Source organism: Streptomyces sp. NPDC051987 (assembly GCF_040680735.1).
GTDB lineage: Bacteria > Actinomycetota > Actinomycetes > Streptomycetales > Streptomycetaceae > Streptomyces.
In genome coordinates this window covers 22,473-38,397 of the sequence record NZ_JBFAXI010000056.1, presented here as the reverse complement: position 1 = coordinate 38,397, position 15,925 = coordinate 22,473, and the positions used below count along the sequence as shown (strand labels likewise).

The window sequence follows — 15,925 nt, the reverse complement described above, 5'->3', positions numbered from 1 at the left end:
CGCGCGGCCGGATCAGGCGGCCGCCGCCTTCACCTCCCGGGTCGGCAGCGACCGCCGCAGCTTGCGCAGCGCGCGCCGCACGAGGGTGTTGGCGGCCTCTTCGCGGTAGCCCTCGACGCCCCGCGCCTCGCGCGGTTCGGCGAGGTAGATCCAGTCGGGCAGGCCGGCCGCCTTGGAACGGAAGTGCGGGTAGCCCAGGTAGACCTGGGTCCCGCGCTTCTCCAGGACCGGGACGGGCTGCTTCTTGGCCTGGACGAACCGGACGACGTCCGCGAGGAGATCGGTACGCCCGACGGCGACGAGGTGCAGCTGGAGCCGCTCGTGGACCTTGAGGCGGCGGGCCACCTCAGGGTTCCAGTGGGCGTCCATGAGAGGCTTGGCGAGTTCCAGTTTGTGTTCGCGTACGTCGTCGGTGTCCTTGAGGAACTTGGGGCCGAACTGCGGGAGCAGTGTGACCTTGAACGGCCGGACCATGAGGCTGTCGCGGCGCGGTCCGGCCGGGACCATTTCGGCGATGAGGTTCATCAGAGCGCGGGCGGAGTCGAAGCGGAGGGTGTAGCTGCCGCTCTTGGTGACGTGCTTGCCGTCCTCGCGGCCGACGAGGTAGTAGCAGGGGTAGTCGGCGACCACCGAGACGCCGTCGGCGCGCAGGTAGGCCTCCATGGTGAACAGCGCGTCCTCGCCGGTCCACAGGGACTCGTCGAACCGCATGCCGTGCCGTTCCAGCAGAGCGCGGCGGAAGAGTTTCTGGGCGCTGAGCGTGAACTTGATGTTGGAGGAGAAGACGTCGGTCCGGCCGACGGTCCGGCCCCACATCGACTGCGGGGGTTTGCGGTTGATTCCCTCGACCTTGCCGAGGACGACGTCGGTGCCGTTCTCGTCGGCCATGGCGACCATGCGTTCCAGGGCCTCGTCGCCGAGGCGGTCGTCGGCGTCCAGGAAGAACACGTAGCGGCCGGCGGCCTTGGCGAGGCCGACGTTGCGGGGGCCGCTGGGGCCGCCGGAGTTCTCCTGCCGGACGACGGTCACCTGCATGGCAGCGCGGGCCGCGAACTCCTCCAGGTACTCCCCCGTGCCGTCGGTGGAGCCGTCGTCGACGGCGATGACCTCCATGCGGGCCGGGTCGAGGGTCTGGCGCTCGACGGAGGCCAGGCACTCGACCAGGTACGGCATCGCTTCGTACGCCCCGATGATCACGGTCACATCAGGCTGCGCAACGACGGTCACGTTTCCCCCTAGTCAATGGTGCGTTCCCCCTGCGTCACCTCGATCGCAACGTCTTAGATGCCTGATCGACGCGACTGGTTGCCTTGGAGTACGCACTCAGTGGCCCAGCTCACATGACGAACGCACAGCCGGGTGGTGTACGGCGGGTTACGTCGAACAGTACGGACGCGTGGTAAGAGCTGCTCACACCGAACGGGGAAGCACGGGTAAGAAGAAAACCGCCCACTGTTCAGCAAGGGTAAGAGAAGACGGCCGGGAAACCGGAACGGGCTCGGTCCCCGGGATTCTCCGGGGCCGAGCCCGTTCATGGGCCTGGCGAGTGCCGCGGCGAGGCGGGCGCGGGTGCGGGTGTCAGCCGGCGGCCGCGCCCTCCGCGTCGCCGGCGGTCGTCCGCGGCTTCGCGCCCGGCAGTGCCTCGGCGAGTTCGGCCGCCTCGGGGTCGCCGGCCGCGATGCGGGCCTCCTGGCCGAGGTTGCGGGTCTCGGCCTTGCGGGCGAGCGCGGCCAGGGCGCCGTTGAACCGGTCGATGGAGGCCGGCTCGTCGGGCCCGAGCAGGTAGTGCTTGAGCTCGTCCCGGTCCGCGGCCAGCGGGTCGGCCGACGGGTCGCGTACGGCGTCCAGGAGGCCGCCGAGCTCCTTGGCGCTGTTGGAGAGGATCACGGCGGCGCGCACGGCGGTGTTCGCCCGCTTGAACTCCTCCGCGCCGACGCCGGCGGAGTCGGTGACGGCGTACGGCTTGCCGCTCGCGATGAAGTCGGAGACCACGCTGGAGATGTCCGAGACCATGGCGTCGGAGACGTTGAAGCAGTCGTACAGGCGGGGTTCGGCGCCGGTGATGACGGCGTGCTGGTACGACGGCAGCGCCTGCCAGTAGAAGTCGTTCCAGGCGGCGCGCAGTCGCGCGATCTCCTCGTGCTTGTTCAGGTCGACGACGTCGTCCCGGCTGGCCTCGGCCTCGTCGCGCTTGTCGTCGCCGGTGCCGGCGAGCTCGGCCAGGCGGGCCTCGATGCGGGTCAGTTCGGCCTTGGCCGCCGTCTGGGCGGTCGTGTCGGCGGTGAAGCGGGGGTCGGCGGCGCGGGCGTCGGCGGCCTTCTGGACGAGGGCGGTGACACGGCGGTGGGCGGCGCCCGCCTCGGCGCTGACGGTGCCGGTGAAGGGGTGCGGCTTGTACAGGACGCGGACCGGCGGGTCGGCCTTGACCAGCTTCTTCACGATGTTCTCGCCGGCGAGCACGAGGGAGGTGTTCCCGGGGTCGCCGTCCCAGCCCTCCCAGGTGGGTGCGTAGAGCACGGTGGGGATACGGCCGTCGGGGACGCCCTGCCAGCTCTGGATGGGGGCGAGCTGGGGGCGGCCGACCTCGACGATGTCGTCGTCGCGGACGCCGACGTCGGCGATGGCGTAGCGGTCGCGGCCGGCGCGGCCCGCGGTCCACACCTCGTCGTACACCTTGCTGAACGGGTTGACGCTGGCCAGCTTGTCGCTGTCGCCGTGGCCGATGAAGACGTGCTTCATGGTGGGGACGCGCAGCAGGTGGATGTTCTTGCCGACGTTGGCCGCGTAGAGGGCGACGCGGACCGTGGAGAGGTCCATGTTCATCAGGTGCACGCCGCCGGGCACGCAGATGACGGGGACGGTGGTCGGGGCGAGGTTCTGCAGGATGACCCGTTCGCGGAGCAGGATCAGCGGGCGGGAATCCAGCTGTTCCATGGTCTCCAGCCACATGTTGACCTGGTAGGCGGAGTCCTTGGAGCCGGAGAAGTACAGCACGGTCCCGGGCCGGTACTCGGCCAGCCAGTCGTCGACGGCGGCCAGGACGGTGTCGGCGTCGGGCGGGGTCTTGCGGCCGCGGACGTACGGCGTCAGCACCAGGACGTACAGGGAGCCCAGGGCGAGGGTGAGGCCGATGCCGATGAATCCGGCGACCGCGCTTTCCGTGATCGCGGAGACCAGCAGGCCGACGACGGCCGCGAGGTCGAGGTGGAGCATCTTCTCGGCGGAGCGGTCCAGCAGGCCCAGCGGCGGGGCGTCCGGGATGTTGATGCGGGACTTCAGGTCGACGTTGCGGGTGGCGACCGGCATCCGGCGGCGGTTGCGGATCAGTGTGACCACTGCGCCGTGCGGGGCCTGCAGGCCGTAGAAGGCGATGAAGCAGGCGATCGCGCCGTAGAAGATCAGGCCGTTCGACAGGTCCATCCGGGCCAGCAGCAGGATCAGCAGCAGCTGCCGGATCAGGAAGCGGATGGAGAGACCGGCCCGGACCTTGCTCAGGCGGTTGACGAGGTAGCTGCCCTTGCGGTGCAGGTAGTGGTCCGCGAGGTATGTGACGGCGGCCGCGGCCGCGAAGGCGTACACGCTCGGGACGAGTGCGGCGACCATGAGGACCGGGAAGCCCAGCATCATGAGTGCCGCCGCGGCCAGCTCGGCCGCGCTGCCCACCCGGGCGACGCGAATGGCGGTGGATATCACGGAGAACCTTTTGCTGACAAAAAGGCCGGAATTTGACCTTGCGGACGGTCTGGCAGGGGGTCGGTCTGGGTTTTTACGGCTTCAGGCCCCTGTGAATGATCCGCGAACGCGCAACCACAGAGGCCTGAATGACAGATGACTAATGTCTGCTGATTATGCCACGCCGTCCTGTCGGTCCAGGACACTGGCCAGGGCCTGCTCGAAGCCGGTGGCCTGGCCGGCGGCGGCGGTCGGGTCCTGCTGGCGGACGTCGATGACGTGGCCGGTGAGTTCGGAGAGCAGCACGTCGAGGGAGGTGCGGGCGACGGCCTCGGAGGAGAGCAGGGAGCCCGCCGGTTCCTGGCCGAACGCCTTGGTGCGCATCGGGGTGGCGGTGCGCTCGGGGTTGATGCAGTTGACGCGGACGCCGTCGCCGGCCCACTCGTCGGACAGTGCCTGGGTGAGGTTCACCATGGCGGCCTTGGTGGAGGAGTAGAGGCTGTACTCGGCGCGGCCGCGGGTGTAGCTGCTGGAGGTGTAGAGCAGCAGCTGGCCCTTGGTCTCGGCGAGGTACTTGTAGCTGGAGCGGGCGATCTGCACCGGCGCCAGGTAGTTGACCTTCAGCGCCTCCTCGATGGTGGCGTTGTCGGTCTCGGCGAGCTTGCCGATGCGCAGCACGCCCGCGGTGTTGACGACGTAGTCGATGCGGCCGGTCTCGGCATACGCCTTGGAGAGCGCGTCGTCCACCTCTTCGGGGTTCTCCACGTGGGTGCCGGTGGTGGAGCGGCCGAGGGCGTAGACGTTCGCCCCGTAGGACTCGGCGAGTTCGGCGATGTCCTTGCCGATGCCGTAGGAGCCGCCGAAGATCACCGCGGTCTTGCCGGTGAGGAGTGCGCGGTAGTCGTCCTCGCCGTTCTGCTCGGGGGCGGCGGTGGAGGCGAGCTGGAAGAGCTTGTCGGCGATGAAGACGTCGACGGGCTGGGTGACCTTCATGTTGTACTCGTCGCCGGCGACGACGTGGATGGGCACGTCCGGCAGGTACTTGAGGACGACGGAGCAGTCGTCGGTGGCCTGGAAGTTGGGGTCGCCGGCGGCGACCTCGTAGGCCCGCTTGATCGTGGACAGCTTGAACGCCTGCGGCGTCTGCCCGCGGCGCAGCCGGGAGCGGTCCGGGATCTCGGTGATGAACTCGCCGTCCTCGCCGTGGGTGCGGGTGACGATGATGGTGTCGGCGGAGGGGATGGCGACGTCGACGGCCTGGTAGCGCTCCAGGGCGGTCACGCAGTCGTCGATGACGCGCTGCGACAGCAGGGGGCGGACGGCGTCGTGGAAGAGGACGTTGAGGTCCTCGCCCTCGGCCAGGCCCTCACCGAGGGCCGCGATGGCGCGCTCGGTGGTCTCGTTCCGCGTGTTGCCACCTTCGATGATCTTCTTGACCTTGGTGAGCCCGGCCTTGGCGACGATCTTCTCGACGTCCGCGACGTAGCCCGGCGCCATCAGCACGATGATGTCGTCGATCGAGCCGGCCTTCTCGAAGGTGGCCAGGGTGTGCTCGATGACGGCCTTGCCTGCGATCTTCAGCAGCTGCTTCGGGATCGACAGACCCACCCGCTGGCCGGTGCCACCGGCCAGGATCACTGCGGTGGTTCGGGGCGTGGCTATGCGCTGGGACACAGGTGACCTACCTTGGGGCATCAGGGAACCTGGAAATGTTCCCACTTCCGGTAACCGCTGTGCAAGGTGAGCGCCGTCCCCTGCATATGTGCCCGCAACCTTTCATTCACCTTGCATCGCTGGTGAAGGGCGGCGCCCGCCGCACCATGGGAAGAGTTCCATGTATTCGCTGTGAGTAACTGCACAACACACTCTCATTGCTGTGCGTGACACACCGCACCTCTCAGCGGCGCTACGTCGTGTTCCGGGGACGGCGTAGCGCGTCTAAGCCGTCCCCGTCGCGCGGCCGCCCGTTGTCGTCGGCCCACCGGTTTCTCAGCGGCGGCGCAGCTTCCTCAGACATCGGTGTCCCAGGACCCGTACGAGTTCCTTCGACGACGTCTGGTGGACGGTGCGGGCTTTCGCGTCGGTGGTGCGGCGTGCCGGTGCCGCGGCGGCCGCGGCGAGCGCGCCGTAGAGGGCCTGGGCGGCGACCTCCGGGGCGATCCGGGCCTCGGCGGCCGGCGGCGGCGGTCCCGGCTGGGCGGGGACGGCGGGAAGGGTGTGCAGCAGGGCCGGGTCGCCGATGACGCGGACGCCCGTCGCGGCGATGTGCGCCACCATTTCGGCGCCGGTGCGGCCGGCGGCCTCGACGGCCCAGGCGGGAGTGGAGATCTTCACGTCGGCGGCGGTGGGGCTGCACGAGTTCTTCATATGCATGACGGCGCCGTTGCGGACGAGCCTGGAATACAGCTCGTCGGGGAGTCCATTGCCGCGGAATTCCACGTTAAGATTTCGCAGCATTTCGGCCTCGGCGAGAGTGAGGGAGCGGTTCGCCGTCTCCGGGGCGGGCCGGAGGAGTTTTTCGGGGAGTCCGAGGAGGGCCTCGAAAGTGCGCATCAGGCCGTCGCGGTCCCGGTCGTCGACCACGACGACGGTGACCCGGTCGGCGCCGACCGCGCGGACCCAGCGTTCGACGAGCCGATCGTGCCGGTGGCGGCGCCAGAAGCTGGGGGTGGGTTTGTCGTAGGGGGCCTTGCGGAGCATGTGCTCCAGCCAGTCCTCGTACCCCATGCGCAGTCCGTTCTGCACGTACTGCTGCCACTGCGAGGGCATGATCCTGGCGAGCGGGCGGAGGGTGACGAGGACGTGGACGCGTGCGCCGCCGAGCTGTTCGACGATGCGGGCGACGGTCTCGTCGTCGGGGGCGTCGGCGAAGAACTCGCTGCTGATCACCGAGGTGCGCGGGCCGGTGGCCCCGACCTGTTCGAGCAGCTTGGTCCAGTGTTTCTCGGTGGGCGTGGTGTCGCCCATCATCGCGGGCCGGGCGCAGGCGGCGAGGGCGGCCTCCATCGGGTGCCGGGTGGTCGCCGGGAACTCCACGCCGTGTTCGGGGAGCCGGTGCTTCGCGGCGAACAGGGCGCCCTGGATGGCGGTGGTGCCCGTCTTGTGCGGGCCGATGTGCAGCAGGCGGGTGCCGGCGGGAAGGGCCGGCAGGGCGGCAGGGGGACCGGTGGGGCTCGTGGGGCACGCGGGAGCGTCGTTCACCGGGGATGCGTCTTTCGTGCGGTCCGTCTCCATGGTCAACGGAAGGTAAGGCGCTTACCTTGGATTTACCTGAGCGGAGCCTGGGACACGGATGAACCCCAGGCTCCTGTTCCCCCGTTCCACGGACCCGCCGTGCGGTTGCGTCCGGTTCGTTCGTCAGGCGATCTGTACGCCCGGTTCATCCGTCTCGACGCGCAGGGTGGCGAGGGTGCTCGCGGTGGCCTGGGGCGCGAGGACCGTGTCGACGACCCGCACGCGCGCGTCGATGCCGTCGCGGCGGATGTCGAAGAGGTGGTAGCCGCGGTGGGCGTCGACGACCTTCCAGTGCGGGTTGTCGGCCTTCAGCGGGTCCCATTGGGCGTGGAAGGCGGCCTGGTCCTGGTCTCCGTTGCTGGAGACGGAGGTGCCGACGAACTCGGCGCCTACGACGTCCGACGACGGGTCGGCGAAATCCTTCTTCAGGTCGCTGATCATGGTGAGGTGGCGGTCGCCGCTGAGCACGACGGGGTTGCGGACGGAGGCGAACTCGTCGAGCAGTGCGTTGCGTTCGGCCTGGTAGCCGTCCCAGGCGTCGTAGTACCAGAGTTTTCCGTCGCCGGGCAGGATGTCGGTCTCGGCCATCATGATCTGGGAGGCGATCAGGTTCCAGCGGGCCGGTGAGCCGTGCAGTCCGTCGAGGAGCCACTGTTTCTGCGTGGCGCCGAGCATGGTGAGGGAGGGGTCCTCGGCGGCGGCCTGGCTGGTGACCTGGTCGCTGCGGAACTGGCGGGTGTCGAGGACGTTGAGCCGGACGAGGCGGCCGAAGTCCAGGCGGCGGTACATCTGGATGTGCGGACCCGTCGGGATCGCGGCGGCGCGGACCGGCATGTGCTCGTAGTAGGCCTGGAACGCGGCGGTGAGCCGGGCGACGAACGCGTCGTGGGACTGTTTTCCGGGGTCCTGGGGGATCTCGCCGGCCCAGTCGTTGTCGACCTCGTGGTCGTCGAAGGTGACCACCCAGGGCGTGTTCGCGTGCAGGGCGGCGAGGTCGGGGTCGCTGCGGTACTGGGCGTAGCGGTTGCGGTACTGGGCGAGGGTGTACGGCTCTCCGGTGCCCTCGTGGCGGCGGGGGCCGGCGGAGGACGGGGCGGACTCGTAGATGTAGTCGCCGACGAAGAGGACGACGTCGGGGTCCTGGGCGAGCATGTCGGCGTAGGGGGTGAAGTAGCCGTTCTGCCAGTTCTGGCAGGAGGCGAGGGCCACGCGCAGGGAGCCGCCCCTGGCGTGCGGGTGGGGGGCGGTGCGGGTGCGGCCGGTCGGGGAGATCCGGCCGCCGGCGCGGAAGCGGTACCAGTAGGAGCGGTCGTGGCGCAGTCCTCGTACGTCCACGTGAACGCTGTGCCCGTACTCGGGCCGGGCGTGGGCGGTGCCGCGGCGGACGACTTTGCGCAGGCGCTCGTCCTCGGCGATCTCCCATTCGACGGGGACGGTCTCGTCCGGCATGCCTCCGCCGTTCAAGGGGTCGGGGGCGAGCCGGGTCCAGAGCACGATGCCGTCGGGCAGCGGGTCGCCGGAGGCGATGCCGAGGCTGAACACGCCGTCGGGCAGCGGGGGTTCGGCGGCCCGAGCGGCGGACGGCAGCCAGAGCTGGGCGGATGCGGCGGCACCGAGGGCGGCGGCACCGGCGGTCAGAAAGCGGCGTCGGTCGGGCGACGGTGCTCCGGTCATGCGCGGACTCCCTTGCCACAGTGGCCTCTTGGAGGGTCTGACCTTCGGAAGCTCCCATGGCCGATCGGGCCGTCCACTGAACACGTCACTACGTGCACATGACAACTAGGCAGACAGCTGGGCAGACACCGGGGCGCGCGGCGGGGCGGACGGCGGCAGGCTCGTTGCGGCCGGGAACGGATCCCGGCCACAACGAGCCTGAGAGGTCTGTCAGGGCCTGCGGTGCGTGTCAGGACTGCGCTTGCCTGTCAGGGGCCGCAGGTGCCTGACAGGGACTCGCAAAGCCTGACAGGGGCGGTCAGCAGGTCGGCGCCCCGGGAGACCGGGGCCGCCGCCGGCCTCACTCGAACGGGTCGAAGTCGGTGTACTCGCCCAGGGCCTCGTCGCGTTCGGCCTGCCGGTCGCGGCGGCGCTGCACGGCGGGCCGCTGTTCCTCGAAGCGGTGGTCCTCGCCACGGCGGCCGAGCATCTCGGCGCCCGACATCATGGACGGCTCCCAGTCGAAGACGACGGCGTTGTCCTCGGGTCCGATGGCGACGCCGTCGCCGGCCCGGGCGCCCGCCTTCATCAACTGCTCCTCCACGCCGAGGCGGTTGAGGCGGTCGGCGAGGTAACCGACGGCCTCGTCGTTGTTGAAGTCGGTCTGTCGGACCCAGCGTTCGGGCTTCTCGCCGCGCACCCGGAAGAGACCGTCGGCCTCCTGGGTGACGGTGAAGCCGGCGTCGTCCACGGCCTTGGGCCGGATGACGATCCGGGTGGCCTCCTCCTTGGGCCTGGCCGCGCGGGCCCGGCCGACCAGCTCGCCGAGCGCGAACGACAGCTCCCGCAGGCCGAGATGGGCGACCGCCGACACCTCGAAGACGCGGTAGCCGCGAGCCTCCAGGTCGGGGCGGACCATCTCGGCGAGGTCCTTGCCGTCGGGGACGTCGATCTTGTTGAGGACGACGATCCGCGGCCGGTCGCCGAGGCCGCCGTACTGCTTGAGCTCCTCCTCGATGACGTCGAGGTCGGAGACCGGGTCCCGCTCGGACTCCAGGGTCGCCGTGTCCAGGACGTGCACGAGCACGCTGCACCGCTCGACGTGGCGCAGGAACTCCAGGCCCAGGCCCTTGCCCTGGCTGGCGCCGGGGATGAGGCCGGGCACGTCGGCGATGGTGTACACGGTGGAACCGGCGGTCACCACGCCGAGGTTGGGGACGAGGGTGGTGAACGGGTAGTCGGCGATCTTCGGCTTGGCGGCGGACAGCACGGAGATCAGCGAGGACTTGCCGGCGCTCGGGTAGCCGACGAGGGCCACGTCGGCGACGGTCTTGAGCTCCAGGACGATGTCCCCGAGGTCGCCGGGCTCGCCGAGCAGGGCGAAGCCGGGGGCCTTGCGGCGGGCACTGGCGAGGGCCGCGTTGCCGAGGCCGCCGCGGCCGCCCTGGGCGGCGACGTAGGAGGTGCCGTGGCCGACGAGGTCGGCGAGCACGTTCCCGGCCTTGTCCAGCACCACCGTGCCGTCGGGGACCGGCAGGACCAGGTCCTGGCCGTCCTTGCCGGCCCGGTTGCCGCCCTCGCCGGGCTTGCCGTTGGTGGCCTTGCGGTGCGGGGAGTGGTGGTAGTCGAGGAGCGTCGTCACCGACTGGTCGACGGTCAGGATGACGTCGCCGCCGCGGCCGCCGTTGCCGCCGTCGGGGCCGCCGAGCGGCTTGAACTTCTCCCGGTGCACGGAGGCGCAGCCGTGGCCTCCGTTACCCGCGGCGATGTGCAGCTCGACGCGGTCCACGAAGGTGGTCATGGTGCAGTGCCTCCAGATACTAACGGGGTAATACCTATGTCAACACGCGAAAGGCGGACCCGCCTTCCCGACCGGGAAGTGAGGTCCGCCTCGCGAAACGTTCGGTCAGAGCCCTGCTTGTCAGCAGACTCAGGCGACCGGGACGATGTTCACGACCTTGCGGCCACGGTGGGTACCGAACTCCACCGCGCCGGCGTTCAGCGCGAACAGCGTGTCGTCGCCGCCGCGGCCGACGCCCGCACCCGGGTGGAAGTGGGTGCCGCGCTGGCGGACCAGGATCTCGCCCGCGTTGACGACCTGACCGCCGAAGCGCTTCACGCCGAGGCGCTGAGCGTTGGAGTCACGACCGTTACGGGTGGACGATGCGCCCTTCTTGTGTGCCATCTCTCCTCAGTCCCTTACTTCGCAGCCGCGGGGATCTCAGTGACCTTGATCGCCGTGTACTGCTGGCGGTGGCCCTGGCGACGGCGGTAACCGGTCTTGTTCTTGTAGCGCAGAATGTCGATCTTCTGGCCCTTGTGGTGGTCCACGACCTCGGCCTGGACCTTGATGCCGGCCAGCACCCACGGGTCGCTGGTCACGGCCTCGCCGTCGACAACGAGCAGGGTCGAGAGCTCGACCGTGTCGCCAACCTTGGCGGTGGAAATCTTGTCAACCTCGACGATGTCGCCGACAGCAACCTTGTGCTGGCGACCACCGCTGCGCACGATGGCGTACACGCGGATCTCACTCTCTCGCTCGGGAACGGCACCCCCGCAGTCCAGCCGCCCGGCGAACGCGGGCCGCCTCTCCGGTGCACCGTGTGCTCCGGAGGAAGAGGTTTACGGGGATGTGGCGCGTCCTCTTATCCATGGACACGCCGACGGTCAAGGTTACGGGGCGGTGGCCGAGGGGGTCAAACCGGGCCCCGGGGGTGTGGGGCCGGTCACTCGGAACGGAACCCCCGCGGAACGGATTCCACTCGGAACGCAGCCCACGGCCCGCACGGAACGGATTCCGCTCGGGACTGAGCCCGCGGCCCGCGCGGAACGATGCCCCTCGGCACGGGTCCCTCTCGGAGCAGATCCCGTACAGCGCGGGGCCGGTCGTGCGGACCGGCCCCGCGCCCGTGCGTCAGCCCTCGTCGGTGGCGGTGGCGACCGTGGTGGTCTTCTTCGCCGTCGACTTGGCGGCGGCCGTCTTGGCGGTCTTGGCAGTCGCCTTCTTGGCCGTCGTCTTCTTCGCCGCCGTCTTCTTGGCGGCGGTCTTCTTGGCGGCCGTCTTCTTCGCCGCTGTCTTCTTGGCAGCCGTCTTGCGGGCCGTCTTCTTGGCCGGGGCGGCCTCCTCGACAGTCTCCTCGACGGTGCCCTCGGCAGCCTCGGCGGGAGCCGCAGCGGCCTCGGCGGGAGCCTCGGCGGCCGTGGGCGTCTCCGCCGACGGCACGACCACGACGGCCGTCTCCTCGGACGCGGTCGGCGCGGTGGCCTTGCGCACCGCGCGGCGGCGCGGGCGGGCCGGAGCGGCGCTCTCCGCGGGCGTGTCCGCCTCGGTCTGAGCGACCGGTTCCGGAGCCGTCCGCGCCGGCGCCTCGGCCGACGTGTCCGCGGTCGGGGCGCTCTCGGCGACGACCGTCACCACGGCCGCCTCGGCCCCGGCCGGCGAACCGGCGGGCGCCGACACCTTCCGGGTGGCCCGGCGGCGCGTCCGGCCCTGGGGCCCGGTCTCCTCGGCTGCCGGGGCCGTCTCGGCCACCGCGGCCTGCGGGGTCTCGACGACCGGGTCCTCGACGGCGACCGGCTCGGCGTGCGCCTCGGCGGCGGGTACCTCCGCCACCTCGGCCACCTCGGGCGCGGCCTCCGCCGCCTCGGGCGTGGCCTCCCGACGCGTCCCGCGGCGCTCCCTGGGCGCTCCGGCCGGTGCCGAGGCCCGGCGGCTCGCCCGGCGGCGGGTACGGCCGCGGCCGGCCGCGGCCTCCGCCTCGGCGACGCTGCTGTACAGCTCCTCGTCCGGCGTGAAGTCGGGCGCGGGCAGCGCGACGGGTTCGGCGGCCTCGGCCGCGATCTCCGCAGCCGTCTCGACCGCGTGAACGGCCTCGGCGTGCTCCAGGGCCCCGTCGGACACGACCTCGTGGGTCTCGTGCGTGTCGTGCACGTCGTGCTCGTGCTCGTGCCCGTCGCCGCCGCGCCCGCGCTTCTTGCGCTTGCCGCCGCCACCGCCGCCGGAGCCGGGCTGCTCCATGTGGACGATGACACCGCGGCCGTTGCAGTGCACGCAGGTCTCGGAGAAGGACTCCAGCAGGCCCTGCCCGACACGCTTGCGGGTCATCTGGACGAGCCCCAGCGAGGTCACCTCGGCCACCTGGTGCTTCGTGCGGTCCCGCCCGAGGCATTCGAGCAGGCGCCGCAGCACCAGGTCCCGGTTGGACTCCAGGACCATGTCGATGAAGTCGATGACGATGATCCCGCCGAGGTCGCGCAGCCGCAGCTGGCGGACGATCTCCTCGGCCGCCTCCAGGTTGTTCCTGGTGACCGTCTCCTCGAGGTTGCCGCCCTGGCCGGTGAACTTGCCGGTGTTGACGTCGATGACGACCATCGCCTCGGTCCGGTCGATGACCAGCGAACCGCCGCTGGGCAGCCAGACCTTGCGGTCCAGGGCCTTGGCGAGCTGCTCGTCGATCCGGTAGGTGGCGAAGACGTCGACCTCGGAGGTCCACTTCGACAGCCGGCCGGCGAGGTCGGGGGCGACGTGCGCGACGTACCCGTGGACGGTCTCCCAGGCCTCGTCACCGCTGACGACGACCTTGGAGAAGTCCTCGTTGAAGATGTCGCGGACGACCCGGACGGTCATGTCCGGCTCGCCGTACAGCAGCGTCGGGGCGTTGCCGTTCTTCGACTTCTTCTGGATGTCCTCCCACTGCGCCTGGAGCCGTTCGACGTCGCGGCGCAGTTCGTCCTCGCTCGCGCCCTCGGCGGCGGTGCGCACGATGACGCCCGCGTCCTCGGGGACGATCTTCTTGAGGATGGTCTTCAGACGCGCGCGCTCGGTGTCGGGCAGCTTGCGGCTGATACCGGTCATCGAGCCCTCGGGGACGTACACGAGGTAGCGGCCCGGGAGGGAGACCTGGCTGGTGAGGCGGGCGCCCTTGTGGCCGATCGGGTCCTTGGTCACCTGGACGAGGACGGACTGGCCGGACTTCAGGGCGGACTCGATACGGCGCGGCCCGTTGGCCATGCCCAGCGCCTCGAAGTTGACCTCACCGGCGTAGAGGACGGCGTTGCGGCCCTTGCCGATGTCGATGAAGGCGGCCTCCATCGACGGCAGTACATTCTGCACCTTGCCCAGGTAGACGTTGCCGACGTACGAGGTCGACTGCTCCTTGTTGACGTAGTGCTCGACGAGCACGCCGTCCTCCAGGACGCCGATCTGCGTACGGTCGCCGTGCTGGCGTACGACCATCACGCGCTCGACGGCCTCGCGGCGGGCGAGGAACTCGGCCTCGGTGATGATCGGGACGCGTCGGCGGCCCTGCTCGCGGCCCTCGCGGCGGCGCTGCTTCTTGGCCTCCAGACGCGTGGAGCCCTTGATGGACTGCACCTCGTCGGACGGCTCGGAGGGCTTGCGGGGCTCGCGGACCTTGACGACCGTGCGCTCCGGGTCGTTCTCGGCGGGCTCGGTGTCGGGGGTGTCCCCGGCACGCCGGCGACGCCGACGGCGACGGCGGCTGCTGGAGGAGGACAGGCCGGCCTCGTCGTGGGCCTCCTCCTCGTCCTCTTCCTCCTGCTCGGCGGTGTCCTCGGCGTCCTGGTCGGCCTGCTCGGCGGCGAGCTCGTCGGAGCCGTCGTCGGCACCCTCGCCGTCGGCGGCGTCACCGCGGCGGCGACGACGGCCACCACGGCGGCGGCGCCGGCGGGAGCCGGACTCCTCGGCCTCGTCGTCGCCGTCGGCGGCGTCCTCGACGGACTCCTCCGGCTCCTCGGTCTCGTCCTCGGCGACGACCTCGGCGACGGGGGCCTCCTCCACGGCGCCCCGGCGGCGGCGCCGACGGCGCGAACCGGCGTCGGACTGCTCGGCGGGCTCCGCGGCGGACGCCGTGGCAGCGGGGGCGGCCGTGGCCGCCGCGAACTCCTCGGGTTCCTCCGCTCCCGCGGCCTCCGCGGCCGCTTCGGCGGCGGCGCGCTCCGGGGTCTGGAACTTCGGCTCGGCGAACACGGGCGCCTGGAATACGGCGACGGCGGGGCGGGCCGGGCGGCGCTGCCCCTCCTCCTCAACGGCGGCGGGCCGGGCGGCGGGCTCGGAGAACCCGGTGGCGGCCTGCCGCACGACACGGCGCCTGCGGCGCGGCGCCTCGGGGGCCTCGGCGGCCGGCGTCTGGACCGCCTCGGCCTCCGCCTCGACCCGGACCTGCGGCTCTTCGGCGGCGGGGGCCTCGGCCTCGGTCACGGCCGTCTCGACGGCAGCGTTCTCGGGCGCACCGGCGGGCGCGGACACCCGGCGGGTGGCACGGCGACGGGTACGCGGGGCCGGTGCCACCTCCTCGGCAGCCTCAGCCGTCTCAGCGGCCTCGACAGCCTCAGCGGGCTCGGCAGTCGCGGAGACCTGCACGGCCGCGGCGGGCGCGGGCTCTTCGACGGCCTCGGCCGGCGTCGGGGCACCGGCGGGTGCGGACGCCCGGCGGGTGGCGCGGCGACGGGTACGGGGAGCGGGGACGGCCTCCTCGACAGCCTCAGCGGTCTCGGCAGGCTCCGCGGCCTCGGAGGTCTCGGAGACCTCGGCGACGGCCGGGGCGTGCACCGCTTCTGCCACCTCTGCCGCCTCGGTTGCCGCGGTGGGCTTCAGGGTCTCGTCCGCGCCGGTCTCGGACGCGGGGGCCGGGGTGCCGGAGGGCGCGGAGGAACGGCGCGTGGCACGCCGGCGGGTGCGGGGCGGAGCGGCCTCCTCGCCGCTCTCGACGGCGCTCTGGACGGCGGGCTCGGCCGCAGCCGCGATCTCGGCGGGCGGGGCGACGTCGGCGGTGGGCACCGCCGTCGTGGCGGCCTCCGCCTCGGCCCCGGCCGGGGCACCGGCGGGCGCGGACGCCCGACGGGTGGCACGGCGACGCGCCCGCGGAGCAGGCACGGCCTCCTCGACGGCCTCGGCCGTCTCCACAGCCTCAGCGGTCTCGTCCGCCTCGACGGCCTCGTCCGTCGCCTCTGCGGCGGCATCGAAGGTCTCGGCGGGCGGCAGGGCCGGCGCGGTGGTCTCGGCCACGGCCTCGGTCCCGGCGGGCGGTCCCGCGGGGCGGGACGCGGCACGGCGACGCCTGCGCGGCGGCAGGGTGTCGCTGGGGGTGGTCGGTTCGGAGCCCTCGGTGGGCTCGGTCGGTTCGAGCATGCGGGCGTTTCTCCCGTCAGGCTCCCGGGCGCCGCGCCTGGTCCGGCGTCGATCGGTCGAGCGACCGCCGGTGACGTCCGCGGCTCGCGCGGTGCGCGGTGCCGCCGTGTGGGGCGCGGGCGCCGCACAGGAGCTCTCTGTGTCCTGTCTCGCCGGTTCCGTACGCCTTGTCGCGGACGGCCTGGCGAAAGTCTTCTGGTCGGTGCGCTGCCCGAC

9 protein-coding genes are annotated in these 15,925 nt (G+C 71.5%); all 9 read right to left on the bottom strand.

Translation table 11 applies throughout. From position 1 onward, the window contains the following. Nucleotides 1-12: 12 nt before the first annotated feature. Nucleotides 13-1,173, bottom strand: a complete 1,161-nt coding sequence (locus tag AB0M11_RS26870; protein ID WP_365709817.1) for a glycosyltransferase family 2 protein — start codon at nucleotides 1,171-1,173, stop codon at nucleotides 13-15. A 405-nt stretch (nucleotides 1,174-1,578) separates the two neighbouring features. Continuing rightward, complete coding sequence (locus AB0M11_RS26865; RefSeq protein ID WP_365709788.1) at nucleotides 1,579-3,693, bottom strand: hypothetical protein; 2,115 nt, start codon at nucleotides 3,691-3,693, stop codon at nucleotides 1,579-1,581. A gap of 153 nt (nucleotides 3,694-3,846) precedes the next feature. Next, nucleotides 3,847-5,346, bottom strand: coding sequence for a bifunctional cytidylyltransferase/SDR family oxidoreductase (locus AB0M11_RS26860; protein WP_365709786.1), 1,500 nt, complete (start codon nucleotides 5,344-5,346; stop codon nucleotides 3,847-3,849). Between the two features lie 315 nt (nucleotides 5,347-5,661). Then, the gene (locus AB0M11_RS26855; protein ID WP_365709784.1) at nucleotides 5,662-6,906 is read right to left on the bottom strand and encodes a hypothetical protein; all 1,245 of its coding nucleotides are present in this window, start codon (nucleotides 6,904-6,906) and stop codon (nucleotides 5,662-5,664) included. A 123-nt stretch (nucleotides 6,907-7,029) separates the two neighbouring features. Continuing rightward, the gene (locus AB0M11_RS26850; RefSeq protein ID WP_365709782.1) at nucleotides 7,030-8,580 is read right to left on the bottom strand and encodes an alkaline phosphatase D family protein; all 1,551 of its coding nucleotides are present in this window, start codon (nucleotides 8,578-8,580) and stop codon (nucleotides 7,030-7,032) included. A 340-nt stretch (nucleotides 8,581-8,920) separates the two neighbouring features. Continuing rightward, nucleotides 8,921-10,360: a GTPase ObgE gene (gene obgE / locus AB0M11_RS26845; RefSeq protein ID WP_365709780.1), complete on the bottom strand. Its 1,440-nt coding sequence runs from the start codon at nucleotides 10,358-10,360 to the stop codon at nucleotides 8,921-8,923. 129 nt (nucleotides 10,361-10,489) lie between these two features. After that, nucleotides 10,490-10,744, bottom strand: coding sequence for a 50S ribosomal protein L27 (rpmA, locus tag AB0M11_RS26840; RefSeq protein ID WP_007381992.1), 255 nt, complete (start codon nucleotides 10,742-10,744; stop codon nucleotides 10,490-10,492). A gap of 14 nt (nucleotides 10,745-10,758) precedes the next feature. Beyond that, nucleotides 10,759-11,079 (bottom strand): 50S ribosomal protein L21, encoded by a 321-nt coding sequence (gene rplU, locus AB0M11_RS26835; RefSeq protein WP_030217740.1) that lies wholly within the window; start codon nucleotides 11,077-11,079, stop codon nucleotides 10,759-10,761. 394 nt (nucleotides 11,080-11,473) lie between these two features. Beyond that, a complete protein-coding gene (locus AB0M11_RS26830; RefSeq protein WP_365709778.1) occupies nucleotides 11,474-15,709 on the bottom strand; it encodes an Rne/Rng family ribonuclease in 4,236 nt (1,411 codons plus the stop codon). Nucleotides 15,710-15,925 lie beyond the last annotated feature (216 nt).

Bases quoted from the DNA above. Each gene is read 5' to 3' on its own strand.
- AB0M11_RS26850 (WP_365709782.1), bottom strand. From the start codon at position 8,580: ATGACCGGAGCACCGTCGCCCGACCGACGCCGCTTTCTGACCGCCGGT.
- AB0M11_RS26855 (WP_365709784.1), bottom strand. From the start codon at position 6,906: ATGGAGACGGACCGCACGAAAGACGCATCCCCGGTGAACGACGCTCCC.
- AB0M11_RS26870 (WP_365709817.1), bottom strand. From the start codon at position 1,173: ATGCCGTACCTGGTCGAGTGCCTGGCCTCCGTCGAGCGCCAGACCCTC.
- obgE (WP_365709780.1), bottom strand. From the start codon at position 10,360: ATGACCACCTTCGTGGACCGCGTCGAGCTGCACATCGCCGCGGGTAAC.
- rpmA (WP_007381992.1), bottom strand. From the start codon at position 10,744: ATGGCACACAAGAAGGGCGCATCGTCCACCCGTAACGGTCGTGACTCC.
- AB0M11_RS26830 (WP_365709778.1), bottom strand. From the start codon at position 15,709: ATGCTCGAACCGACCGAGCCCACCGAGGGCTCCGAACCGACCACCCCC.